Annotated in this window: 24 protein-coding genes, 2 tRNA genes and 1 pseudogene; 12 read left to right on the top strand and 15 right to left on the bottom strand. The window is 58.4% G+C overall.

All coding sequences use genetic code 11. The features are described from left to right. Positions 1-31: 31 nt before the first annotated feature. Positions 32-115: transfer RNA gene (locus HRU82_10200), tRNA-Leu, on the bottom strand. Positions 116-337: 222 nt separating this feature from the next. Between HRU82_10200 and HRU82_10195 the strand changes: the two genes are divergently transcribed. From HRU82_10195 to HRU82_10165, 7 genes and pseudogenes are all read left to right on the top strand, one after another. Continuing rightward, positions 338-1,033, top strand: coding sequence for an HAD family hydrolase (locus HRU82_10195; GenBank protein ID QOJ35293.1), 696 nt, complete (start codon positions 338-340; stop codon positions 1,031-1,033). Positions 1,034-1,080: 47 nt separating this feature from the next. Beyond that, positions 1,081-1,716, top strand: coding sequence for a 7-carboxy-7-deazaguanine synthase QueE (gene queE, locus HRU82_10190; GenBank protein QOJ35292.1), 636 nt, complete (start codon positions 1,081-1,083; stop codon positions 1,714-1,716). Between the two features lie 83 nt (positions 1,717-1,799). Further along, the gene (locus tag HRU82_10185; GenBank protein QOJ35291.1) at positions 1,800-3,326 is read left to right on the top strand and encodes a leucyl aminopeptidase; all 1,527 of its coding nucleotides are present in this window, start codon (positions 1,800-1,802) and stop codon (positions 3,324-3,326) included. 75 nt (positions 3,327-3,401) lie between these two features. Beyond that, positions 3,402-4,553, top strand: a complete 1,152-nt coding sequence (gene nagZ, locus HRU82_10180) for a beta-N-acetylhexosaminidase (GenBank protein QOJ35290.1) — start codon at positions 3,402-3,404, stop codon at positions 4,551-4,553. Between the two features lie 105 nt (positions 4,554-4,658). Then, positions 4,659-5,045 carry a hypothetical protein gene (locus tag HRU82_10175; GenBank protein ID QOJ35289.1) on the top strand — a complete coding sequence of 129 codons (387 nt, stop codon included), beginning with the start codon at positions 4,659-4,661 and terminating at the stop codon, positions 5,043-5,045. Between the two features lie 68 nt (positions 5,046-5,113). Further along, positions 5,114-5,563, top strand: coding sequence for a phosphate-starvation-inducible PsiE family protein (locus HRU82_10170; GenBank protein QOJ35288.1), 450 nt, complete (start codon positions 5,114-5,116; stop codon positions 5,561-5,563). A gap of 340 nt (positions 5,564-5,903) precedes the next feature. Next, a pseudogene (locus HRU82_10165) lies at positions 5,904-6,035 on the top strand (DNA-binding protein). Between the two features lie 59 nt (positions 6,036-6,094). On the opposite strand, the gene HRU82_10160 reads toward HRU82_10165, so the two are convergent. The 4 genes from HRU82_10160 to HRU82_10145 form a co-directional block, all read right to left on the bottom strand. Then, positions 6,095-7,552: an amino acid permease gene (locus HRU82_10160; GenBank protein ID QOJ35287.1), complete on the bottom strand. Its 1,458-nt coding sequence runs from the start codon at positions 7,550-7,552 to the stop codon at positions 6,095-6,097. Between the two features lie 102 nt (positions 7,553-7,654). After that, the gene (locus HRU82_10155; GenBank protein QOJ35286.1) at positions 7,655-8,392 is read right to left on the bottom strand and encodes a gamma-glutamyl-gamma-aminobutyrate hydrolase family protein; all 738 of its coding nucleotides are present in this window, start codon (positions 8,390-8,392) and stop codon (positions 7,655-7,657) included. A gap of 1 nt (position 8,393) precedes the next feature. Further along, on the bottom strand, positions 8,394-8,855 hold the full coding sequence (locus HRU82_10150; protein ID QOJ35285.1) for a hypothetical protein: 462 nt from the start codon (positions 8,853-8,855) through the stop codon (positions 8,394-8,396). Between the two features lie 142 nt (positions 8,856-8,997). Next, on the bottom strand, positions 8,998-9,462 hold the full coding sequence (locus HRU82_10145) for a hypothetical protein (protein QOJ35284.1): 465 nt from the start codon (positions 9,460-9,462) through the stop codon (positions 8,998-9,000). Between the two features lie 92 nt (positions 9,463-9,554). On the opposite strand from HRU82_10145, the gene HRU82_10140 reads away from it, so the two are divergent. The 3 genes from HRU82_10140 (at position 9,555) to HRU82_10130 (ending at position 12,556) form a co-directional block, all read left to right on the top strand. Next, on the top strand, positions 9,555-10,778 hold the full coding sequence (locus HRU82_10140; GenBank protein ID QOJ35283.1) for a M24 family metallopeptidase: 1,224 nt from the start codon (positions 9,555-9,557) through the stop codon (positions 10,776-10,778). Between the two features lie 119 nt (positions 10,779-10,897). Continuing rightward, positions 10,898-11,734, top strand: a complete 837-nt coding sequence (gene tatA / locus HRU82_10135) for a twin-arginine translocase TatA/TatE family subunit (GenBank protein ID QOJ35282.1) — start codon at positions 10,898-10,900, stop codon at positions 11,732-11,734. A gap of 42 nt (positions 11,735-11,776) precedes the next feature. Beyond that, entirely contained in the window at positions 11,777-12,556 is a 780-nt protein-coding gene (locus tag HRU82_10130; protein ID QOJ35281.1) for a HEAT repeat domain-containing protein, read from the top strand. On the opposite strand, the gene HRU82_10125 is transcribed toward HRU82_10130, so the two are convergent. The 6 genes from HRU82_10125 to HRU82_10100 form a co-directional block, all read right to left on the bottom strand. Beyond that, complete coding sequence (locus tag HRU82_10125) at positions 12,522-13,028, bottom strand: PilZ domain-containing protein (GenBank protein QOJ35280.1); 507 nt, start codon at positions 13,026-13,028, stop codon at positions 12,522-12,524. The two genes, HRU82_10130 and HRU82_10125, sit on opposite strands and share 35 nt — an antisense overlap. A 33-nt stretch (positions 13,029-13,061) precedes the next feature. Further along, positions 13,062-13,586: a PilZ domain-containing protein gene (locus HRU82_10120; GenBank protein ID QOJ35279.1), complete on the bottom strand. Its 525-nt coding sequence runs from the start codon at positions 13,584-13,586 to the stop codon at positions 13,062-13,064. A gap of 203 nt (positions 13,587-13,789) precedes the next feature. Next, positions 13,790-15,046, bottom strand: coding sequence for an ATP-dependent Clp protease ATP-binding subunit ClpX (gene clpX, locus HRU82_10115; GenBank protein ID QOJ35278.1), 1,257 nt, complete (start codon positions 15,044-15,046; stop codon positions 13,790-13,792). A 25-nt stretch (positions 15,047-15,071) separates the two neighbouring features. Continuing rightward, positions 15,072-15,707: an ATP-dependent Clp endopeptidase proteolytic subunit ClpP gene (gene clpP, locus HRU82_10110; protein ID QOJ35277.1), complete on the bottom strand. Its 636-nt coding sequence runs from the start codon at positions 15,705-15,707 to the stop codon at positions 15,072-15,074. A gap of 109 nt (positions 15,708-15,816) precedes the next feature. After that, complete coding sequence (gene tig, locus HRU82_10105) at positions 15,817-17,112, bottom strand: trigger factor (protein QOJ35276.1); 1,296 nt, start codon at positions 17,110-17,112, stop codon at positions 15,817-15,819. Between the two features lie 91 nt (positions 17,113-17,203). Further along, positions 17,204-17,286, bottom strand: a tRNA-Leu gene (locus HRU82_10100). A 259-nt stretch (positions 17,287-17,545) separates the two neighbouring features. On the opposite strand from HRU82_10100, the gene HRU82_10095 reads away from it, so the two are divergent. Together HRU82_10095 and HRU82_10090 are read left to right on the top strand one after the other, a co-directional pair. Further along, on the top strand, positions 17,546-18,631 hold the full coding sequence (locus HRU82_10095; GenBank protein ID QOJ35275.1) for a HEAT repeat domain-containing protein: 1,086 nt from the start codon (positions 17,546-17,548) through the stop codon (positions 18,629-18,631). A gap of 173 nt (positions 18,632-18,804) precedes the next feature. Next, entirely contained in the window at positions 18,805-20,049 is a 1,245-nt protein-coding gene (locus tag HRU82_10090; protein QOJ37170.1) for an ABC transporter substrate-binding protein, read from the top strand. 51 nt (positions 20,050-20,100) lie between these two features. Here HRU82_10090 and HRU82_10085 read toward each other — a convergent pair whose 3' ends face one another. From HRU82_10085 to HRU82_10070, 4 genes are all read right to left on the bottom strand, one after another. Beyond that, a complete protein-coding gene (locus HRU82_10085; GenBank protein ID QOJ35274.1) occupies positions 20,101-21,546 on the bottom strand; it encodes an OmpA family protein in 1,446 nt (481 codons plus the stop codon). Positions 21,547-21,777: 231 nt separating this feature from the next. Continuing rightward, positions 21,778-23,073: an OmpA family protein gene (locus tag HRU82_10080; protein ID QOJ35273.1), complete on the bottom strand. Its 1,296-nt coding sequence runs from the start codon at positions 23,071-23,073 to the stop codon at positions 21,778-21,780. Positions 23,074-23,144: 71 nt separating this feature from the next. After that, positions 23,145-23,564, bottom strand: a complete 420-nt coding sequence (gene mscL / locus HRU82_10075; protein QOJ37169.1) for a large conductance mechanosensitive channel protein MscL — start codon at positions 23,562-23,564, stop codon at positions 23,145-23,147. A 55-nt stretch (positions 23,565-23,619) separates the two neighbouring features. Next, positions 23,620-24,732, bottom strand: coding sequence for a DUF481 domain-containing protein (locus HRU82_10070; GenBank protein QOJ35272.1), 1,113 nt, complete (start codon positions 24,730-24,732; stop codon positions 23,620-23,622). Positions 24,733-24,815 lie beyond the last annotated feature (83 nt).

Below are 24,815 nucleotides of genomic sequence, written 5' to 3'. Positions count from 1 at the left end.
GAAAACATCTGACGGAGCCCGACGGTTATGTTGGTGCCGAAGGCGGGACTTGAACCCGCACGGCTTGCGCCACACGCCCCTCAAACGTGCGTGTCTGCCATTCCACCACTTCGGCAACCGTCGGTCTGGCCATCACTGCGAAATGGAGCACCCTTCGTCTTGTCGGCGACCGTGCGCGAGTTCACGCCCGGGGCAAACGATGGCCTCCAGAGGAAACGCATTATAGAAGTGGTCCAAAACGCTTGTCAATCAACTAGTTGTCCGGTAAAATCCAGCGCGTGTTGAAGAGTTATGCGCCCGCGCCGCTCCGCCTTCACGCCGAGGCCGACCGATCTCGATGACTTCCCTTTCAGTGCCACAGATGTCCCACACCGGGCAACAGACCGACATTGCGGCGATCTTCGATGTCGACAACACGCTCTTGCCGGGGCAAGCCAGCGAAGTTCGGTTTTTTCGCTTTCTCTGGAAGCGCGGGTTGGTTGGGTGGCGGGAAATTCGTGAGAGTGCGGGATGGGCGCTCCGTCGGATGCCTCCGCTATCCCTGCAGCCCTTGCGCGAACGAAAACTCTATCTGGCCGGAAAGGACGCAGGCGATGTGGAATCTTTGGCGGAAGAGTTCTGCAAAGGCGAAATCTTTCCGCGTCTTGCGAGGCAGGGGCTGACCCGAATGGACGAGCATCGCCGGGCTGGGCATCATCTCGTGCTGGTTACGGGGTCTCTTGATTTTCTCGTCGCACCTTTGGCCGCATTGCTCGATGTCTCGACTGTCTTGGCAACCAAGCTGGAACAGGACCAAGAGCGGTTTACCGGGCACGTGCGCGCGCCGCTGCCATACGGTCCGGGAAAACGCGAGCTGATTGCCCGCTTGACGCGCGAGTGTCGCCTGGATTTGGCAAGGTCCTTTGCCTATGGCGATAGCCCAGGGGATGTCGAGCTCTTGCAAATGGTCGGGCATCCACTGGTGGTGAATCCGATTCGCGGCATGGCGTCTATTGCGCGGCGCCATGGCTGGCCGGTGCAGCGGTGGAGGTAGTCCCCCATTGCTCCGGGACGTTACAACATCTCGGATGACAGTCCGGTATGCGCGTTACTGAAATTTTCCACAGTATCCAGGGAGAATCGACCCATGCGGGGCATCCCTGTGTGTTCATCCGCTTGACGGGCTGTCCTTTGCGCTGCACCTGGTGCGATACGGCCTATGCCTTTTATGGAGGCCGTGAGATGAGCATTGAGGACATTGTGGCTCAGACTCGGACCTTCGGGTGTGACCTCGTTGAACTCACCGGGGGGGAGCCGCTCAGTCAGGCTGATGCGCCTCTACTGCTGGCCCGACTCTGCGATGAGAGATTCGAGGTGCTGCTGGAAACCAGCGGGGCGATCAACACGGCCGTAGTCGATCGGCGGGTCCGCGTGATCCTCGACGTCAAGTGCCCAGGCAGCGGAATGAGTGACCGAATGCATTGGCCTAACCTCGACAGGCTCTCGTCTCAAGATGAGGTGAAGTTCGTGATCAGGGATCGAGCCGACTACGAATGGGCGCGTGAGATGGTGCGTCAGCGGGATCTATCCGCCACCTGTCCCGTCTTGTTCAGTCCGGTGTTCGGCGAACTCGAACCTCGCAGCCTGGCGGAATGGGTGTTGGGGGATCGGCTGCGGGTGCGGTTCCAACTGCAAATGCACAAATACATTTGGGCACCGGACATGCGTGGGGTATAACCAGGCGAGGTCGATGGTCCATCGCTTGCGCGAGAGATCGGGCCGAGAGGGAAGTCTTAAGATGCACGTCATGCGGAGGATTGATGAAGACGATCAAGGTTGATGGTCGGACCGGGCACGTGGAACAGGAAACACTCGAGGCGCTCGTCCTGCTTCAGTGCGAGGGAGCGCGCGCGCTCGCGCCGGAGGCTGCCGGAGTCGATCGGCAGTTAGAGGGGCATCTCTCCACATTGGTTCGAAGTGCGGAGTTCGACGGTAAGTTGGGCGAAACCCTGCTCGTTCATGGGCAGGGCAGAGCCAAAGCGACTCGTGTCGTACTGGTCGGCCTCGGAAAGGAAAAAGATCTGCGGCTCGACTCGTTCCGCCAAGCCTTGGGGGCCGCAGTGAAACGTGTGCGACAAGCCAAAGTGCGCGCCTTTGCGGTCGCCATGCCCGAGGTGCTGCCGAACCATTGCTCTCCCCTTCAGGTGGCGCAAGCCATGGTGGAGGGAGCCATTCTCGGCAACTATCAGTTTACGGAATATCGCAGCGATAACGGGCCCAAGTCGGTCGCCGTCGAACGCGTAACGATCTACACCGCGCAGCAGGCTCGGCTGGCGATGGTCACCGAGGGGGTTCGGCGCGGAGTCGCCGCAGCGGAAGCCACTGTGTTGGTGCGCGACCTCTGCAACCATCCTTCCAACGTCATGACGCCCACCCGAATCGTCCATGAGGCGAAGGTGGTGGCAAAAGAACCAGGTGTGACGCTGAAGGTGCTGGAACAACGCGATATGGAACGGTTGGGCATGGGAGCCCTGCTCGGCGTGGCGCGAGGCAGCCATGAACCGCCGAAGTTCATCATTCTCGAATATAAGAATCCGAAGGCCAAACGGGGCGAGCAGCCCGTAGTCTTGGTGGGCAAAACGATTACTTTCGATACGGGCGGGATTTCGCTCAAGCCGGCCGAAAACATGGAGCACATGAAGGCCGACATGACCGGAGGCGCCGAAGTCATGGCGACGATGCGGGCCGCCGCGCGACTGAAGCTGCCGGTCCATCTTGTCAGTATCTTGCCGGTAGCGGAAAACATGCCGGGCGGCCGCGCCATGAAACCGGGCGACATTGTCACGACACTGTCGGGGAAGACAGTGGAGGTGCAGAATACCGACGCCGAGGGTCGCTTGATTCTCTCCGATGCGCTGGCGTACGCCACCCGGTACAAGCCGGCGGTGTTGATCGATATCGCCACACTCACAGGAGCGTGCGTGGTGGCCTTGGGTCAATTTGCCATCGGGATGTTCGGGACGCACGATCAGGTCAAGGACGATATTCGCCAAGCCGGTCTTTACGCCGGTGAGCGGGTGTGGGAGATGCCCTTGTGGGAAGACTATTTCGAGCAGCTGCGCAGTGACGTGGCGGACATGCGGAACATTGGTGGCCGGGGGGGAGGCATGATTACGGCGGCCCTGTTCCTGAGCAAATTTGTCGGCGACTATCCCTGGATCCATCTGGATATCGCCAGCACCGACTGGAGCGAGCGTGAGCGAGCCTATATCCCGAAGGGACCCACGGGGATCGGGACCCGCTTGCTGATTCAGTTCTTGATCAATCGCACCCTGCCGGCCTCGTGATCAGATGAACATGCGTTGCCTGAGCGGGAGTGCCGCTGGTCGAGCAGTTGCTCAGCGGTGCCGGAGAGGGATGTCATGACATTGCGCGAACGGATCGGTCAGCTGTTCATGGTGGGGTTTATCGGGACCAGCCTGTCTACGGAGCTGGCATCCTTTCTCAAAGCCGTTCGCCCTGGCGGGGTCATTCTGTTCAAGCGGAATCTTGAGTCGGTCGGGCAGATCGTCGATCTGACCAACGGTTTGCAGAAACTCTCGCCTGCCTCACCCCTGCTGATCGCAATTGATCAGGAAGGTGGGCGGGTGTCTCGCCTGCCGGCGGAGTTTACGATTTTCCCACCCTCCGAGCAGCTAGGGTGCTGTAATTCTTCTGAGCTGGCCTATTCGGCGGCGGCCACCATTGCCAAAGAACTGCGTGCGGTGGGCATCAATATGAACATGGCGCCGGTACTCGACGTGAACTCCAACCCTGACAATCCGGTGATTGGCGATCGGGCGTTCGGTTCGCGGCCTAGCGTGGTGGGAGAAATGGGGCTGGCCACCATCGGCGGGTTGCAAGACAACAGGGTGATTGCCTGCGGCAAGCATTTTCCCGGCCATGGAGACACCGCCGTGGATTCACATAAGGAACTCCCGGTCGTGGATGCAGGACTCCACCGGCTGCGAGAGATCGAGTTTCCTCCGTTTCTGCAAGCGATTCGACAAGGGGTGGCCAGCCTCATGACCGCCCATGTCTTGTATCGGTCACTCGACCCGGAATCCCCGGCTACCTTGTCCTCGACCGTGATCCAAGGCTTGCTGCGAGAAGAATTTCGTTACGGGGGGGTGGTGTGTACCGACGATTTGGAGATGCACGCCATCATCGATCACGATGGCATCGGTGAGGCAGCCGTGCGGGCGTTTGTGGCAGGCTGCGATGTGTTGTTGATTTGTAAAGATCAAGAACGAGTCGTTACGGCCATCCAGGCCGTGGAACGGGCAGTGGAGGACGGTCGGATCACGCAGGAGCGGCTGGAGCAATCCCTTGCCCGAATTGCGGTCCTGAAGGGACGGTACCTCCTGCCCTATAAGCCCGTGACGATTTCAGACGCCCGGTTGGTCGTCGGGTGTCGTACTCATCAGGTCCTCCTTGATTCGATACGCAACGCCTATGGTCGTATCCCGAAGCCTCGTGCAGTCGCTGCGCATCAGCCTGCGATCGACCACGATTCGCCAGTAGCCCATGTGTGATCGGTGATGAATCGGTCAAGGGAGGACAGCTCCCGCTGGATTTTCGATGGAGGATCTGCTTCACTACCAAACCGACGATTTGGCTTCTGAAGGAAAAAAGTCATCATGGCTATTAAAAAGGGCGATATTCTCGACGAGCGGAAACGTTTCCCTGATTCCTGCGGGCTGGTAATTAAGATTGCAGGCGGCGGAGAAGGCTTTCAGCAAGTCCGCTGCTGCGGCCATATCTTGACCGAAGAGGATGTCGTGCCCGACGTGCTTCCCTCCAGGGGACGGAAGAAAGGGGCCTTCATGCCCGGTGCCATGCTGGAGGAGAAACGGCAGTTCCCGAACTCCTGCGGGTTACGGCTTATAGTGTTGGATGGAGGCGCCGGACTCGAGGGGGTTGACTGTTGCGGCCATACCATCACGGCTGAGGCTGTCAACGATCTCCGATTCGGCCGGCGGCGCGACGAAGCCCCTCTTCCCACGGGGCCGGCAGGTCATGCGTGATGCAACCGGTTCCTCCGTCTGAACTCGAGAAATCCCACCGCACACCCATGCAGTCTCTAATTAGACTCATGGACCAGCTCGATCGATTCGGGTATGTGGCGGCAGGGTTTAGTCTGCTCATCCTGGGTATGTTGATTTTTTTTCACGCCTGGTATGTCTTTTTGGCCAGGCCCACGCAGGTCGCGTTGCTTCCAGCTGGTCTCAAGCTCTTGAACGACCTGCTATTGGTCATCATTCTGCTGGAACTGTTCCGGACGGTCGTCCGATTTCTACAGACAGAGGTCTTGGAATTGGAGCCCTACTTGGCAGTCGGGATCATCGCCTGTACCCGCCGGGTCCTGACGGCTAGTGCGGAATTGTCGCACCAGCTGGAGGCGGTCGCCAAAGAGACCAGGCACGAGCTATTTCAGCAGTATTTGATGGATGTCGGCCTGAATGTCACGGTCATTATCGTCCTGATCATGGCTGTCTACCTCCTCCGAAAGCGTCCTACCCAGCAGGCTCCAGCCCACGTCTAACCCATCGTGCTCGGTTCGGCGAAGGGTCGCGAGGTCGTTCTTGCCCTCTTCCGACCTCTTATGGCATCATGCAGTTCCTTTTGGAGGTCGAGTGGCCGCTTTGCTCGAATATGTCGGGTCGGTGCACATCTATCTCGGGCCCTATCGGGGAAACCCGATTGCCCTCTATTTGCGGCGCACGGAAACCGGTTGTCAGATCGGTCCACGCGTGTATCCGTGGAATGAAGTTGTGGGGGCCGGTGAGACGCCGAATAAGGCGGCGGCGGATTTCGAAGAAAAGTGGAAGGGGAAGGGGTTGGCCGCTGACATGTATTCAGGGCCTTCCTGGGAACGCGGCATCAAGCCGGAAAAGCCGGCACCCCCCAAGCCCGCTGCGCCGCCGAAACCAGCCGCCGCACCGGTGGCCTCGTCCCCTGCGGCTTCGCCTGCTGCTGCTCCTACCGCATCACCGGCTGCGGTTGCAGCGAAGGCGGACCCCGTCACACCGGCCGAGTCATCCTCCTAACCTCATCGGGTCCCTCACTCTTCTGCTTACTGGACCGTTTCCGCCTGCTTGGAAATGCTCTTCTCTTTCATGGTAGGGAGTGCCGCGAGTTTGCTGTGGCGCATCCCATACACGAGATAAACCGCCACGCCGATGGCGGTCCACACGAAGAACCGAATCCAGGTCATCCAGGGGAGGAAATACATCAGCCCCAGGCAAGCGAGTACGCCCAGGATCGGCACGACCGGCATCAAAGGCATGCGGAAGGGACGCGGGTGGTTGGGTTTGGTGTACCGTAGCACCACGATTCCGATGCAGACGAGGACGAACGCGAAGAGGGTGCCGATGTTAGTCATATCGGCGGCCTCCCCGATCGGTATCAGTGCAGCCATGATGGCGACGGCGACGCCCGTCAGGTACGTGGCATGATGCGGGGTTCGAAAGGTTGGGTGGACGCCGGACAGCCAGGGGCCGAGCAGACCGTCCCGTGACATCGCAAAAAACACCCGAATCTGACCGATCATCATCACGACGAGCACACTGGTGATACCGGCGACCGCCCCGGTGGCGACAACGGCGGCGCCCCACTGGAATCCTGCCACCCGTAGTCCTTCGGCGACCGGAGCGTGAATATCGATCTTCGCATAGGGCACTAAGCCGGTGAGGACGGCGGCGACGGAAATGTATAACAGGGTACAGATGCCCAGGGAGGCGAAAATGCCGATCGGCAGGTCTCGCTGCGGGTTCTTGGCCTCTTCGGCAGTGGTCGAGACGGCATCAAATCCGATATAGGCGAAGAACACGATCGCGGCTGCCGCACCGACGCCTGCGAATCCGAACGGCATGAAGGGCGACCAGTTGGCCGTGTCCACGGAGGACATACCGACGGTGATGAAGAAGACGATGACCGCCAGCTTGACGAGAACGATGGTACAGGTCGCTCGGGCGCTTTCCTTCACGCCTACAATGAGGATTCCCGTGACCAGCATGACGATGATCGCAGCTGGGAGATTGACAAGGCCTCCGTCCGAACCCGGCGCGTGGGTGGCCCAATAGGGAAGCTCGATGCCGCACAACTTGAGGATGTTATTGAAGTAGCCAGACCATCCGATGGCGACCGCCACACAAGCCACGCCGTATTCCAGAATGAGATTCCACCCCGTGAGCCACGCCAAGAACTCTCCCAGCGTGGCATAGGAGTAGGTGTAGGCACTGCCGGCGACCGGAATCATGGCAGCGAACTCCGCATAACAGAGCGCGGCCAAGGCGCAGGTGATGCCGGACAGGATGAAGGATAGGACGATCCCCGGCCCGGCGCCGGGACGATGTGCGTCGCCGACGATGGCGGTCCCGATCAGCACGAAGATACCTGTGCCGATGATCGCTCCGATGCCCAGACCTGTCAGGTCCCACGCGGTCAATGTCCGTTTCAAACGATGCTCCGGAGCATCGGAGTCGGCGAGGATTCGTTCAATGGATTTAGTGCGCAGGAGGGGGTTGGCCACGGAAGGGTCCTTTTTCTCAGGCCTCAGGCTCAGATCGATGGATATGTCCGGATGAGGGGCGCAGCCGCATGTCGGTTCAAGTGTAGCAGGCGTTCCATGGAGCTAGGGGCGGCGGGCCGCCGACCGAAGAAAGGCTTGAAACAGCCGCCGGTGCAGGAGGTGCCGCTCAAACAGGAATTCGGGGTGCCATTGCAGCCCCAAGAAAAACCGATGTGCAGGTTGTTCGATGGCTTCCACAATGCCGTCTGGGGCGGTGGCGCTGGCCATCAATGTCTGTCCGACGGTTTTCACCGATTGGTGGTGAGAACTGTTAACCCGCATGCGCGGTTGCCGAACAATCCGGTCCAGTAGGCTACCTGGCACGATGGAGATGCTGTGGGAGAGGCGCACAGCCGGCGTGGTTTGGCGGTGGGGTAAGGCTCCCTCCACCTGGGAGGGAATATCCTGATAGAGAGTTCCTCCGCAGGCCACATTCATGGTTTGCATGCCCCCGCAGATGGCCAGGGTCGGGATGTCGGTCTGTAGCGCTGAGTGCACCAGATCCAGTTCAAAGTGCGCGCGGCGGTTCGCGACGGTTGCGAATTTGTAGCGTTGCCGCTCGCCGTATAAAGTTGGGTCCAAATCCGGGCCGCTCCCCGTCAACAGCAGGCCATCAAGCCCCTCCAGCAGGCGGTGGCGTGCCGGGCGGCTCGCCACGAGGGGGAGGATGACCGGGATGCCACCGAGCTCTTCAATGGCGCGAATATACCGCGCACGGAGAAAGTAGGTCGGTTCTTTCCCGCCCCATTCTTTGCGATCCCCGGCATTGAAGTCAGGTGTGACTCCGATGACCGGTTTCATATTACCGGATCGGCTCCAATGGGAGGGGTGCCGGCTCCTGAGAAGAGGATTCGGTGGTCTCCCGGTCGGACTCGGAAGGGACACCAAGGAATCGGATGGGCTTGTCGCCTCTCAAGTGATCGGGGGTGATGATATAGGTGCCGTACATGCTGGGGATCCAGATGTTCTTCGCCGTCTGCGTGCTGCCGCCGGAAAATCCGTAGGCCAACCCGCCCACGACGCCGCCGCCGATGGCAAAGGCCAGCTTGAGTGGAGAGTAGATCAGGGAGGCGAGGAAGGAGCCTACTTGCATGCCGACGCCGGAGGCAGTGGAATCGGATGTCGAAACGGGGACGTTGGATTCCTGCGCCAACACCGGAGTCAGGAGCAGGCTTACCGAGCACAGCATGATGAGGGACAGGATGCAGGCATGTGACCAGAGGCTGCGGCGTCTTGGATGAGACATGTTGACAGAGACGTTCACGTTGATGCCTCCTTCGTGCAAAAAATCGGATGTTCGTGAAAAAATGGTGACCGATGAGTTCGGAGTGCGTCTGTACCTCTGTGGGTCGTTATAACAAATTCCCCCCCGATTTCAAACCCCTTCCCGCATTGCCTGGAGCCCCTTATGTGTTCGGAGGCGAAGCGTTTTCCAGATCCAGTTCGAGTCGGATGGGATCAAGGATCTGTTCCGGTTGTGTCTGGAGGGTCACGTCCAGTTCTTGCTGGAAGGCCTCGCTGGAGATCGTCTGGTTGGCCTGTTCCAGTCCGTCCTGCAGCGCCAGGGTTAATTTACAGGTACAGACGGCCTGCACGAACAGATCATCGGCGCGTTGTCTGATATCCTCTCGTTCATCGGGGCTGACAATCTGCAGGAGTCGGTTGAGCCACGATTGAAAAGCGATCCATCCACGGATACGCGCCAGGTGGGTTTGGCGCATGTCGACGGCCACTTGAAAGCCCCCCTTCCAACTGCGTTTCTTGACGTTGAAGACGCAACGGAGAGCGTCCGGCGAGTCGTCAACCGGTTCCGGCCCGAAGAAAAACGTCACACGGTATTGTGTGGGATCGAATGGTGGAGCGTTGGTCATATGGAATCGGCCTGCATTGTATCATCGTGCTGTGGGAAGGCAAGAGGGCTTGCCAGTGGTAACCGTCGGCGAATGACGCTAAGATGCATTCCATGCACGCACAATCGGATCTCGATTCGCGGGTGGCCCGTATTCAGCAAGCCATTCGGAAGCAGCCAGGGCTTGACGGCTGGCTGTTTTACGACTTTCGCCACCTCGACCCGATTGCCTACCGCGTGTTGTTGCGAGACCCGTCTCTGCATGTGACGCGCCGTTGGTATTATTGGATTCCGGCTGAGGGCGCACCCGTGAAACTTCAACACAAGATCGAACCCCATGTGTTGCAGGGATTGCCCGGGGCTGGATACCTTTATGTCTCCTGGCAAGAGCAGCAGGCGGCCTTGGCGTCCTGCCTTCGCCAGGCCAGACGCATTGCCATGCAATATTCTCCGATGAATGTCATTCCCTATGTTTCACGCGTGGATGCCGGGACAATTGACCTCGTGCGCAGCTTCGGCGTTGAAGTCGTGACGTCTGCCGACTTGGTTCAACAGTTCGAGGCAGTCTGGGATGAGGCGCAGTTGGTATCCCACAAGGTGGCGGCGGAGGGATTGCGAGCGATTGTGGATGAGACCTTCTCCTGGGTTGGGGCTTCATTGGCGGCCGGTCACGTTCTTTCCGAATACGGCGTACAGCAATACATTCTGTCACGCATGGACGCGCGCGGGTTGGTGACGTCCAGTGCGCCCATTGCCGCCGTCAATGGTCATAGCGCGAATCCCCACTATAGCCCTCCTGCTGAAGGATCTGCTCCTATTCGATCTGGCGATTTGCTGCTGATTGATCTGTGGGCTAAACAGCCGATCCCGCGAGCCGTCTATGCCGATATTACGTGGACCGGGTTCATTGGGCGTTCCGTGCCGGCGCGCTACCAAGAGGTGTTTCAGGTCGTACGTCAGGCTCGCGATGAGGCTGTGGCCTTCGTCCGACGACGTGTGCAGGCAGGGAGCAATCCCTATGGGTGGGAAGTGGATGATGTCTGCAGGCAGGTGATCAACACTGCCGGATATGGAGAGTTTTTTGTCCATCGAACCGGCCATTCCATCGGAGAGGAAGTCCACGGGAATGGGGCCAACATCGACAACCTAGAGACGCAAGATGCCCGTCGGCTCTTGCCGGGAAGTTGTTTCTCGATCGAGCCAGGCATTTATCTTCCCGAGGAGTTCGGTATTCGTAGTGAACTGGACGTCTATCTTCCTCTCGCTCAGCAAGATGCCGTCGTGTATGGACAACCAGTGCAGACGGAACTCGTTTCTATCGCCATTCCCACTCCCTAAGTCGCGACCCATGCTTTCTTGACACTCTCTGCGTCAGGGGGCTATCGTGAAGCTTCTGAATTGATGGGAGTTTTTCCGGCACTATTCATCCTCTTTTCTTCAGGGGAAGGAACGCGCACATGTTTGGGACTATGGGGTTTTCCGAGCTCATCATTATTCTGGTGATCGTCTTGATCATCTTCGGCGCGGGCAAGCTTCCACAGATCGGTGAAGGGGTCGGGAAGGCCTTGAGAGGTTTTAAGAAGGAGGTCAACGACATCCCGCCTCCCACAGTGGAACAGGCTGATCCGGCGCAGGTTCCGGTGCAGCCGGCGACGGATGTCGCGCAGGTAAGTCGACCGGCGGTTGCCCCATCCGTCCCTGCTGCGTCCCAAGCCACGGCTCCCTACACACCGGGGCCGGAACTCACCCCCGGTACCACGGCAGCCTTGATGGCTTCCGCCGGACCCCAAGGGCCGCAAGCTGCCCAGCCGGTAAAGCCCCGCGTGGCGCCGAATCAAACCGCTCAAGCGTCGGCCGCAACTCCCTCCTCGTCTGGGCATCAGCCTCCGACGATGGAAGACCGTATGGCTTCGCCGTCGCCCGTCATGCGTGCGCAGTACCCCCCGCTTCCCTCGACGGCTCAAAGTAAGCCTGCGGCGAAGCGGCCGTCGGCAATTGTCAATAAGGATGCTGTAGCTCGTGTGCAGGCTGCGCAGGCTGCAATGCGTGCGAAGGCCGCACAGTCTCAACAGTCCGGCATGTCTCCTCAGGACCTTCAGAGTCTTGGGGAAGGGCTTGGGGATGCAGTGCGAACATTCAGACGGGCAGTTGCTGACGTCAGGGGTTCGGTTGAACCGGAAATACGCACGATTCGGACCGAAATGGATTCGGCACAGAAGGAACTGGAGCAGTCGATTGAGGCGGCTCGCCAGTTGCCTGTGCCGGAGGACGATCCTTCAGCCAAGTCTGCATAGCAAGCAGCGGACTCCTTCCTGTCGCTCCTAGGTTGTAAGGGTATGCCGACGCGACCTGGTCTTGGTGTCTTGATCTCTTTGCTCATCGGGGCAGCCACGGCAGGCTGTTACATCGATGCGCCTCCCGCCTCTCCGCATGTGATATCGGCTCAGTTGGATGGGTTGCTGACCGATCCTGACCCGGAGGTCCGTCGAACGGCGGCTGAGGCTCTGGGAAAGATCGGATACCGGGAGGCAGGCTCCAGCCTGCTGGGTGCGCTCAACGATGGTGACGCTCGGGTACGAGCTGCAGCTTCTCTTGCGCTGGGTCGTCTCGGTGAGAGCAGGAGCGGGACCGCACTCGCTCGTGCCTTATCCGATCCTGCCGAGACCGTTCGGGCCAATGCTGCTCTGGCTCTCGGTGAAATTGAGGCCTCTTCAACTCGTGAAGCCCAAATCCTTGCGGTATTACGGGAAGGGACACCATCTGGTCGAGAAGCCGCCGCTCGTGCGTTGTTAGGACTGGAGACGGTTTCTTTTTCTCCGGATCTGGTGGCGGGTCTTCGCAGTCCGGAACCCGCCGTTCGCCAAGGAGTTGCTGCCGCCCTTGGTGAGACTGGGGATGAGCGGGTTATACAGCTGTTGTTAGCGCTCGTGAAGAAGGACAGTGCTCCTGGGGTACGTGCCGAGGCGGCTTTTAGGCTTGGGAAACTAGGCGATGGACGCGTTGTGGGCGATGTGGCGGCGGTAGCGGAATCTGACTCGAATGTAACCGTGCGGGATTGGGCACGATGGGCAGCGGATCAGATCAGGCACTCGCACGGTTCCGGTTCAACGAAGTGACCAAGTCGATCAGTCGTTCTCGCGCGTCCTGATTGATGCCGGTAAATTGAATACCCATTCCTGGAAATAGGAGGTAGCGCTCGGGTCTCGTTCGCGTCCAAGCCACCGTTGCCTCAGCTTCCAGCTTTTCGTTGGGTTTATCCGGCAGAGAGAACTCGACTTTCAGATTCGTCCCTGGCGGCAGGGGGGCACTGCTTTCAATGAACATGCCACCTCCCCCGATGCCGCTGGTGAGGGTGTCGAAATGTTTGCCGTTTTCCGTGATGCAATGCACTTTGATTGCAAGCGACGCGCGTGGGTGAGATCTGCAGTGAGCGAAGTGAGTGTCCTGATCGGTCGAAAGGATATGGTCGATAAGGCTACCCCAACCCACTACCCCTAGACGATGCCCCTTGCGATCGAATAGCGAGACCGTCTCCTGGGCACAATCGATATCCAGGCTTTTCCCTTGATGCTCAAGGGTGGCTGTCACAGGAAATTTCATTCGGGTAATCGGTTCTGGGTATCAGCCGACGTTGTCCTGCGAGATGCCTTTCACGGAGCGCACCAGACTTAGTACCAGGTTTCTCGTCTCCGGCGCGATGTCCGTGAAGCGGATGCCCATTCCCGGACTAAAGGTATACTGATCGGCTCTCGGACAAATCCAAGCGACGACTCCTTTAGCCCTGAGCCATTCGCCCTGCGTTTCAGGCAACCTGAATTCCATCGTCAATTTGGTGCCCACCGCTAGTGGGGCGAAGCTTTCAATGAAGAGTCCTCCTCCACCGATTCCACCGGCACGACTCTCGAATTGAGTTCCTTCCGGGGTGTTGTACCTGACGCGGATGGACAGAGAAATGCGGGGCTCAACCCGAGCTTCTCGTGTCGTTTGCGGTTTTCGGTGGATGAGAATTTGATCGACCAACGCATCCCACCCCACGCTCCCAATCGGTTCGCCGTTGAGGTCGACTAGAGTGATGACTTCCTGAGTCGTGTCCACTTCGAGCGTTTTACCCTTATGTTTGGTGCTGGTCACGACCGGAAATTTCACTGGTGCTGTCCTTTTTGAGACATCCGCCCCGGCGATATCACATCTTTGTGCAAGTATACCGTACGAAATGGTCCTGTCGATAAAAAGGTAAGTTTGTAAGAGCGGTTCCGTGAGGAGCAGTGCATGCGAGCGGGTAAACGAGTGAGGGGGGCGACTGCCCCCCTCATGATGATTCACGGTTGAACTGCAGAGCGTGAGGAGAGTTAAGCGCTTTTTACTTCCTTGTCCTGCTCAAAAATCCGAATCGGATCATGTTTCCCGGTGATGGCGTCTTCCGTGATGACGACTTCCTTGATTTGCTTTTGCGAAGGCGCATCATACATCACGTCCAGCATAGCTTCCTCGAGAATAGCTCGTAAGCCGCGCGCACCGGTCTTTTGGGTAAAGGCCTTGCGTGCAATGGCTCCCAGCGCGCCCTCCGTGAACCTCAATTTCACTTTTTCAAAAGACAGCAATTTTTCGTATTGCTTCGTGAGGGCATTCCTGGGTTCGGTGAGAATGCGGACCAATGCCTTTTCGTCGAGTTCGTCCAGCGTCGCCACGACCGGGAGTCGTCCGACGAATTCCGGAATGAGGCCATACTTCAGCAAGTCCTCGGGCTGAACGTGGGGCAGCAATTCTCCCAGGCGCACATCGTTGCGACCACGAACCTCTGCTCCGAATCCCATGGATTTCCTGTTGAGCCGTTGTTCGATGATGTGTTCAAGGCCTACGAATGCCCCGCCGCAGATGAACAGAATGTTTGACGTATTGACTTGAATGAATTCCTGATGTGGGTGCTTACGTCCTCCCTGCGGAGGAACGTTGGCAACGGTCCCCTCAACGAGTTTCAGGAGTGCTTGTTGGACGCCTTCTCCGGAAACATCTCTGGTGATCGAGGGACTGTCGCTCTTTCTACTGATCTTGTCGATTTCGTCGATGTACACGATTCCTCGCTCGGCTCGCTCCACATCGTAATCGGCTGCCTGGAGGAGTTTGAGGATGATGTTTTCGACGTCTTCTCCCACATATCCGGCTTCAGTGAGTGTTGTGGCATCCGCGAGGGTGAAGGGTACATCCAAGAACTTGGCCAGTGTCTGGGCTAGTAGGGTCTTGCCAGTCCCGGTTGGCCCGATCATGAGGATGTTGCCCTTTTGGAGTTCGACGTCATCGACGTCCTTCTCCTTCGCGGAGATGCGTTTATAGTGATTGTGCACGGCAACGGAGAGGATTCGTTTGGCGCGATCCTGGCCCACGACATACTGATCGAGATGGTGCTTGATTTCGGCAGGCTTTTTGAGTTTGGAGGAGATCTCTTCCTTGGCCTCTTCCCAATCTTCGGCAATGATGTCATTGCAGAGGTTCACACATTCGTCACAAATGTACACTGTTGGACCGGCAATGAGCTTGCGGACTTCGTCGCGGCTCTTCCCGCAGAAGGAACAACGTAGGTGCCGATCAATCTTTTCTTGCTTGGCCATGCTGCCTCCTGTAAACCAAGGTCAACTAGCTCTTGCCGCCGTCCTTGCCAGGCTCTGCTGACCCCACGGGCTTGAGTCCTTTTAATGGGCGAGTGATAACTTCATCGATCAGTCCGTAGCGTTTTGCCTCCTCACCGGACATGAAGTAGTCTCGCTCCGTATCTTGGGCGATTTTATCCAGAGGTTGGCCGGTATGTTTGGCCATGATCTCATTCAGGCGCTCACGGATTTTGAGGATTTCCCTGGCGTGAATGTCGATCTCGGTCGCCTGGCCCTGAAATCCGCCCATCGGTTGATGAATCATCACCCGTGCGTTCGGTAGCGCATACCGTTTGCCTTTCGTTCCTGCCGCTAACAGAAACGCACCCATGCTGGCGGCTTGCCCCAAACAAATCGTGGTAATGGGGGGCTTAACATATTGCATCGTGTCGTAGATCCCGAGGCCCGCCGTCACGCTGCCTCCAGGGGAATTGATGTACAAATTAATATCTTTCTCGGGGTCCTCCGCCTCCAGAAACAACAGTTGGGCGATGATTAGATTTGCGAATACGTCATCGATCGGAGCTCCGAGGAAAATGATGCGGTCCTTGAGCAAGCGTGAGTAGATGTCATAAGCGCGTTCACCGCGGTTGGTTTGTTCGACAACAATGGGAACTAGCATTCAGCCCAATCCTTTCCATTAGAGGTCTTACAAGATGACACATTCTGCCAACCATTCGGTTCGTTCACCACGACATGGCTGGGTGACATCCACACACCCACCAGCCTGATTAGCCCTGGATCACAGCGTGGCGGTAGACAAAATCCAACGCCTTGTCCGCGAGAATCTTGGATCGCAAGTCATTGAGGGTGTCTTGCCCACCAGCCTGAATCATTCGAGTGATTTCGTCAACGGAGAGTTTGACTTCTGCGGCAAGCCTGTTGACTTCCTGCGCAAGGTCCTCGTTGGTCACTGCCAGGCCTTCCTTTGCTGCAATGGCTTCGAGGATCAGCCCCACTCTCACGCGCCGCTCTGCTTCAGGACGCAATTCCTCTTGAAGTTTGGAGGCCTCTTCGGCTCGTGGTATCGCAGTCGGTGGCTCGGAACTATCGTCAGCCCTGCGCTGACGAGACTGCAGCTGTTGCCGAATCATCGCTGACAGTTCTCGTTCAACCAGTGTTCCTGGCAATTCGAAGTGGTGAGTTTCCGCCAGCCGCTTGATGATTGCCTCCTTGTAGGAATCCTCGATGTCTTTCTTGAGCGCACGTTCCATCTCGGTGCGAAGCTTCTCTCGAATTTCCTGGAGGGATTGATAGGGGCCGCAATCCTTCGCAAACTCATCGTCCAAGACCGGCAGCCGCTTTTGTTTTACCGATTTCACTATGCACCTGAACGTGACGGTTTTGCCTGCAACGCGGCTGTCAGGGTGTGTCGCAGGATAGGACTGTGGGATTTCAATAGTCTCGCCTTCCGTCTTTCCCGCAAGATGCGCTTCAATATCCACTCCGAGGATTGGGGCGTGAGATCCCATCTTGTAGAGGTGCCCCTCTTTTCGAGCTCCGGTCAGAGGTGTTCCATCCAGCGATCCCTCCATGTCAATGACCGCATAGTCTCCCTCTGCCAAGGCTGTTCCTTGAGGAGCTGGATGGAGCTGCGCCATCTGTTCACGCAAGACCTCGAGCGCCTTCTGAACTTGCTCGTCCGTCACCGTCCGCTGATCCTGCTTGAGTGAAATGGGGTTGGGGGTTTTATAGTCTCGCAGCTCGATGGTCGGTTTGATCTCCACCGTAGCCGTGAAGCTGAAAGGTGTATCGCGTTTGACCTTCACTCGTTCCAGCGGGGGAATCTCCACGACAACTGGGACAATGCCGGCCTGGCGGACAGCACGATCGTAATAGTCGGGCACCAGGCTCCGAATCACATCTTCTTCAACCGTCTTTGCATAACGCTGCTCCAACAAGTGGCGCGGGGCTTTCCCGGGGCGGAAGCCTGGGATGCGGACTTGCCGGTTCAATTCAGTGTAGGCCTGCACAAAGCGCAAATTCACTTCCTCGGCGGGCACTTCGATCTTCAGGGCTCGCTTCATTGGGCCGAGCTCAGTCATTTCCATTTTCATTGGTCTCTTCGCATCCTCCGCGTGGGGAAAAGTCTTGCTGTCATGAAGGGCCCTCTAGAAATGGTGCGAGAGGGGGGACTTGAACCCCCACGGTTACCCACGAGATCCTAAGTCTCGCGCGTCTGCCAGTTCCGCCACTCTCGCCCGACGCTGGGCACCATCTTCACCCATGGATGATGCGCACAATATGCGTCTGCGTGCGGAAAGCCCCTTGAATAATGACATTTTGTACCGTCCGAAGAGCATACCTGTCAACCCATACGCAGGCGGGGCGAGTTCTGGAAGTGTGCTTGCCGACTTCCTCTGGTTTGAGTCTTTTGCGGAGGCGTATAATGGCAACGACAACTGTTCTCGCTGAGGTGCTCACCCGGAGTGTTCCATTGAGAGCAAGGAGGATCATTCCATGAGTAGGAAGGGGGTCGCCGTCTCAACTGGTGTTCTGGTTGTGTTGCTTGCTCTGACCTCTCCCGCCTGGGCCTATCGGGACTATTTCACCCAGGATCAAAAAGCGCAGTTGGCACGGATTCAGACGGTGTTGCTGGAGGCGATTGCGCTGACGGATGATGGTGCCACAAGTGCGGATGATATCAGAGACACGGTGCTCCGGCGGATGAATGAGTTGGGTTATACCGTTGTTACTGATGCGGCTCAGCCCCATGATGTGTCTGTGAAGGTGAAGTGCGAACAGCATAAGACGTGGGAGGGCACTGCATCGGCCGGCGGTGATAACGATTTGCCGGATGCTCCCAACCGGCTGTGGAAGGGGCCGGCCTGTCAACTGACTTATGCGTTGGGAGGTATGAAGATTAAATGGCAGAAGGAGGTTCGCACGGGATTTGAGGACGCCGCTCAGGCTGCCCTCGTGGCTCACGCCGGCGCTCCGGGCCCCTATGCTATGGCTGCGCTTCGTGAGGTGCTTGCGACTCACGAGTTTCCTCTGTTTCTTACCGCTGAGTGGGGGCAGCCGGATCGGTTATTGAAGATCCTCGACTCTCCCGAGACCAACCAGCTTCGAAAATTGCAGATCATCTCCCTCTTGGGCGAGATGGTGGCCGACGAAGCCCTACCGCGCCTGAAGCAAGCGTTGAAAGACAAAGATCTTGCGAAGCAGGCCGCGGTGGCATTGGGCAACATGGGAACCGATGGGATCCCCCTGCTCATCGACATACTGAAGAATTCGAAACAGCCGGAGTTGCAGGCGGCCGCTGCAAAGGGACTAGGCGATCTCGGCAATATTCACAGTGATTCAAGCGTGGTTCCTCCCTTGCTGGAGATGCTCGATGCCCCGGGTATCGACATCACGGTTCAGACGGAAATTGCTTGGGCGCTGGGGCGGGTGCCGGACCGTCGTTCGGTGGAGCCGCTGTTTGCTCTAGATAGGAAGTTGCAGAAGATTCGGAAGGACCCGCCGGACCCGCAGATTAAACGTCTCAAGGAGGCGGTGTTTTGGTCCATTAAGCAGGTCTATACGGAGGATCAGTACAGTTAACGCCCCCTGATCCTCCAGTCCTGGCTTGGCCTCGTTTCATTTCTCGGTTGCGCTCACCGGTGTTCCGCCAAGATAGTCTCGTCCAGACGCCACGTAGTGAGTAAGTGTTTGTAGACCAGCTGTCAAAAGGTGCCAGGTGTCTGCGAAGTGGACAGGGCAATCAGGAGGTAACTATGACGCGGATCTCGCGAAGACAGTTTTTGCAGTTGTCGGCGATGGCCGGCGGGGCATTAGTGGCCGGAGAGGCCGTGAATCAGATTCTTGCCCTCACGCCGAGTCGTCGACTCGCCTACGCGGCGGGGCCGATCAAGATCGGGATTCTGGATCCCCTGTCGAGCCCCTACAAAACGTCTTCCATCCATGATGTACATGGCGCCAACGTTGCTGTGGATTTGTTCAATAGCCAAGGCGGGGTGCTAGGTCGCCAGGTGGTGATCCTAGAGGCAGACGATGCATCCAACCCCGAGACAGCGCTCAAAGCCGCTACAAAGTTTGTGCAGGAAGACGGTGTCGATGTCTTGATGGGCACATTTAACGCCGACTGTGCGCTGGTCGTGTCAGAGTTTGCCAAGAAGCACGACAAGCTGTTTATGGTGACCGGGGCTCATCTACCTGAACTGACCGGCGCCGCTTGTGATTCGCACACGTTTGTCTTTATGCCGAACGCAACTATGATGGCGCACGCAGTCGCCCCCTATCTGGTCAAGGTTTATGGCACCCGCTGGTTCATGGTGACGACCGCCTCTCTCGACGGAAAAGCGATGGCCCAAGCGATGGTGACTGCCGGCCAGGCTCAGGGCGTGGAATTTGTGGGTGAGACGCTGGTGCCGTTCGGCGCGACCGACTTTACGAATGCGTTGGAGAGAGCCAAATCGAAGCAGCCGACACTGGTGGTATTGAATCTCTATGGCTGGGATCTTGTTCACGCGTTGAAGGCCTACGCGAGATTGGAGTTGGCCGAAGAGAAAGTCGGCGTTGGGGGGATGGTTTCCGGCGAACAGATCGGGCGACCGCTGGGGTATGCCAACAACGCCGGGATCTGGGGCCTGATCTGGGACCCCAAGGTAAACACGGAAAGCTCAAGACGGTTCATCCAGGGCGTGATTGACAAGTACCAACATACGCCGACATCCCGCTGTTACCTGGGATATGCGGCTATGACGCAGATTCTCGAAGCCATTCAGCGAGCGGGCAGTACCGAGGCTCAGGCGCTCATCAAGGCCTTGGAGGGGCACGAGTTCGACGGTTTGAAAGAAGGGCGTTCCTATTTTCGGGCTTCCGATCATCAGCATGTGCAGGATGTGCTCGTGGGCGAAGCGTACGGAAAAGAGCTGGGACTCGGTCATTACAAGATCCTCGCGACTATTTCGGCAGACAGGTTCGCGTCAACGGCCGCTGCCTCGCCCTACCGCTTCTGATCCAGGGCTATGCGACGAGGCTGATGAGGGCGCGGGCCCCAGGGAATAGAGTCAGCGGGCCGGTTTGGGTCTTGATGGGTCAAGGGCAGCGAGGTGAGAGTCCGGAGAGGGCGTGGCGTCTGGCGCTGAAGCGATGGACGGTCCAGGGGCGATGACCAATTCCAGCCGGCGATTTTTTTGACGCCCCTGTTCTGTAGTATTTGAGGCGATCGGGCGGGTGTCGGCCAACCCCACTGCTTTAGTCCGATTCGCCGGTACCCCCGCATTGACGAGTACGCGGCGGGCATTCTCGGCGCGGGCCCATGAAAATGCCTTATTGTCGGGGAAGGTCTTTTGAAGATCTTTGCCGATTGATTGATTATCGGTGTGCCCCGCCACGTAGATCACCCGGCCGGCAAGTTGCCCCACCACGCCCCCGATTCGTTGAAGCAGAGTAATCCCTTCACGAGTCAGTGCGGCATCGTTGTTCATAAAGAGTCGATTCGCAGCTAAGGAAATGAGGATCTGTTCCCCGTTCTGTGCGAAGGTCAGTGCGCTCCGGACCATCTCGCTCGGGATGACCTTCAAGAGCTCAGCCTTCAGGCTGGCCACATCAATCGAGCGGCGCGGGAATCCAGTCGCGGGGTCCTGTGTCGAGGGGGCGGTCGCTTTGGCTTCTCGCGGAGCTTGACCCCGAGGCGCTTCAGCCGGCGGTTGAATGGTTCGTGGTCTGGAAGACTGTCCCGGGTTTCTCTCGTTCAGTTGGTGCTCAAGGGCCGCAATGCGGTGGCGAGATTGATAGACTTCCGCAATCATCGCGTTTAATTGCGGGACCAGTTTGTCCCGCTCGATGAGCCGGGAGCGCAGCGTTCCATACGCCTGCTCCCGCTCCTTCAGTTGGTGGTCGAGGGCGGAGACCTGCGCCTTCAACGAATCGACTGTGGTGGTGGCTGTCTGTAACTGGGCCGCAAGACTGTCGCGTTCCGCGGTACCGGTCCGAAGTGCACGAAGGTCATGATCCTGTCGGGTAAGCTGGCCTTCCAATTCGAGGATCCGGTGGCGGGCTTGATCGAGGTTGGCGACGACCGAGGCATGCGTCTGCAGCGCTACGAGGTCTTTGTCACGGGCGGCAAGTTGCTGCTCCAGCGTTACGATGCGTTGGTGGGCTTGCGCTAATTCACTGGTGGCGGAAGCCAACTGGCCGGCCAATTTCTCCCGTTCCGGGCCCAGTCGGCGCAGCTCCGCGAGTTCGGCTTCCTTGGCGCTCAGCAGCTGGTCGTAGGATGCCGCAGCCGGCTGGTTGTCGCGGTCCGCCAGTTTGGCCTCAAGGTCGCGAATGCGGTCGTGAAATTCTCCCAACGTGGTCAGGAGCTGTTCCCGCTCCTGCTGAAGGGTAAGCCATTTCGCATCGGCAGGCGGCGCAGCAGCAAGCGGTGGGGCGGGTGCGACTGAGGCGGTAGTCTCACATCCCGTGATGACGCTGCAGAGCAAGGCCATCGTCCATGCAACGCGTCTCATGGTGTCCCTCCCTGAAAGCCGGGGGTTGGTTGGATGAACAGGACCGTAGCCTGGTAGGAGCCGCCATGGTCAACAGGGAGAGATGGTGAGGGCCACGCTGACGGATGTTGACCGGTCGCTCTGAACGACGCGAGCCTGCGGGCTTTCGGTGAAATGGTGCATGCCCCGAGAACACATCGGCACTCTAACGCGTTCTCGGGGTGGATGCAAGGTGGCCTTGGCGCCGGTCGGTCAGTGTTTGACGACAATCTCAACGCGTCGGTTCTTCTGCCTGCCCTCCGCAGTGGAGTTGCTGGCGATCGGCCGACTGTCGGCGTGTCCCATTGTCTCGATCTTCTCGGCGGCCATCCCGCCGTCGGTCAGCGCTTGCCGTGCACTTTCGGCGCGCGCCTGCGAGAGTTCCAGGTTCGTAGGAAACTTTTGGGCCAGCCGTCCCTTGATCGGCACGTTGTCGGTGTGGCCGGACACTTGAATCGACCGGTCGGGGTACTGCTTCAGCACGCCGCCGATGCGATGCAGCACGTCCGCGCCGCCCGGCTTGAGCGCGGCTTCGCCGGAATCGAAGAGCAGCGTGGTGGCCAATCCCAGGGTGAGCTGGTCCCCCAGCTGCTTCATGGTGACTTGTCCTTTTGCCACTTCGGCCTGCAGCAATTTGGAAAGGTCTTCCTTCGCTTGAGCGAGGCTCGTCTTCTGTTGGTCGAGTGCGCCTTTCAAGCCGGCCATTTCCTGGTCACGGCGTGCGAGTTCGTTTTCAAGATCGGCGGTGCGCTGTTTGGCCGAAGCCAACTCTGCGATGAGCCGTTCACGCTCATTGACAACCCCCTTGAGGGCGGTGATTTCGTGATCTTTTGCACCCAGTTGCCGTTCAAGCTCGGCTACGTGTTGTTTCGCCTGCGCCAATTCTGCGGAGAGACGGTCCCGGTCGCCGGCTGTGCCCTTGAGGGCGGCCAGTTCCTGGTCTCTGGCTGAGAGTTGTCCTTGCAATGCAGCCAGTTCGGTTGCGAGACGGTCCTTGTCGCCGGTTGTACCTTTGAGGGCGGTCAATTCCTGGTCCTTGGCCGAGAGTTGCCCCTGCAGGGTAGCCAATTCCGCGGCCAGTCGATCCTTTTCCCCAACACCGGCTCGGAGAGAGGAAATTTCCTGGTCCTTGGCCGTCAATTGGCGCTCGGTGTCGGATAGCTGGCCAGCCAGTCGGTCCCGCTCGCCGGAGGCGCTGCGAAGAGAGGCCAGCTCGGCCTCTCGTTGCCTCAGCTGCGATTCGAGGTCGCGAGCCCGGCTGTTGGCCTGATCGACGTCGCCTGCAAGTGAGGCGCGAACCCGCGCCAGTTCCGCTTCCAACTCTGCCTTCTGCCGCTCGAGTTCGGCTATGCGCAGGTCGCGGGGATCCGGTTTCGGCGGGATCGGACGTGCCACCGCCTTCATTTCGTTGAGCGCTCGACTCGCGGTGTCGTTCGGCGCGGGGGCCGTGGTGCAAGCCGTCACCAACAGCGCGCTAAGCGCCAGGGGAACCATGTGAACCTGTTTCATGCAATCCTCCTTCAAGTCCAAATAAGTCGGCGATGGCCTCCGGACGGTGTGAGCGGTGAGGCGCCTACGGGTCAGCGACGCTCCTTTTTCAAGAGGTCTCGGATTTCCGTGAGCAAGACTTCCTCCTTGGGCGGTGCCGGTGGTGGTCCGGGAGGAGTTTCCTTTTTGAAGCGATTCATCTGCTTTATTACCATAAAAATGACGAAGGCGAGAATCGTGAAATCGAGGACGGTCTGGAGAAATACGCCGTAATTGATGGTCGCGGCGCCGGCGGCCTTGGCGGCGGCGAGTGATTTACCCTGGCCTTCTTCCGTGAGGGGGATAAAGAGACTGGAAAAGTCCACCTTCCCCAACAGCAGCCCGATGGGCGGCATCAGAATGTCGCTGACCATGGACGACACGATTTTTCCGAATGCCCCTCCGATAATGACTCCGACGGCCATGTCGAGCACATTGCCCTTCACGGCAAATTCCTTGAATTCACTCAGCATGCTCATCGCGTCACCTCCCAGCTCGAACGATTAAGTGCGGTACTCGGCTCTCGTGTTACTGCTTCCGACTCGTGTCGAAGCTGTAGCCCAGGGTGATCAGGTACAGATTGTCCGTATCGGACACGCCGCGCGGCGGGTTCTTATTGTAGCGCATGGTCCATTGAAATCCGCTGACCAAGCCTCCCCACACTTTGAATCGTAGCCCGGTGTCCATGGTCATGTAGAGGTCGCTCGCATTCGACAACGATTGGAACCCTTCCTGAAAGTGGTAGAGGTTGACTTGGTCGCCGCCCCACAGGGGCCAATTCCATTTGACGGCCCATCGTCCACGGGTGCTGGCCTTGTCGTCGGCGGTCTTGAAGTCTTCGTTGAAATAAGCGGCGCCGGCTTCCGCCCAGAGGGTCATGTCCTTGAAGATCCCTCTGAGATCACCCCGGTCGAGGAGTTGATAGCCGGGGCCGGTCGCCAGCGAGGTCCGCAGTTTCAGGTCTTGAAACGTGTCCTGTTCGAAGTACGCGGAGGCGAACCAATACAGCCGTTTCGTGAGGAAGAAATCGAGTTTGATGGTGCCGCGGCTGTTGCGGACGATGATGTTGTTGCGGTCGTCGCCGTACACATACCGTCCCAAAATCGTGAGCCGCAGAGACTCGCTTCGAGCGGAGAGTTCGCCCAGGAGACTCGCGTTCCGCAAATGGCTATTACCCGTGGTTTGGGAGAATCCGGCCTGGAGCGCACCTGTGTATACGACGGCGGGTTGGTTCAACCCTACGACGGTATCGAGCGGAATCGTCATCGGTGCGCCGGTCGGCGCCGCGCTTAAGATCATCTGTCCGGCTTCGCCGGGCTGAGCCGTTCCCACGACCGTTGTGCCCTCTTTCAGGCTGAACGGGATGGGACGATTGACGGACAGTTTGGCCACGTTGGGCCACATGACCTTGACGATGTCGGAGCCGGCGGTTGGGCCGAAGTTCGTCTTAATGTGCAATTCGTCCGCGATCATGCCGAGTACCTGCCCGTAAATGACGGTGCCGTCTTTGAGCGTGACGCTGTCCAGGGCCGCCGGCCCCGTCGACGCATCCGGCGTGGTCGCCGGTTCGGCCGCGACGAGTGAAGCCGTGACGAGTGCGATGAACAGAACGGAGAAGAAACAGGCGAGTCGGCGCGTCATGCAGTCCTCCTGGATGATTTCCGAGCGTGTGCATGTACGGTAGTCGAGTAAAAAATTGCACGATGTATAAATGATTGTGCGTA

Origin of the sequence: Nitrospira sp., assembly GCA_015709715.1 — a bacterium.
Classification (GTDB): domain Bacteria; phylum Nitrospirota; class Nitrospiria; order Nitrospirales; family Nitrospiraceae; genus Nitrospira_A.
This window is presented reverse-complemented; position numbering and strand designations above follow the sequence as displayed.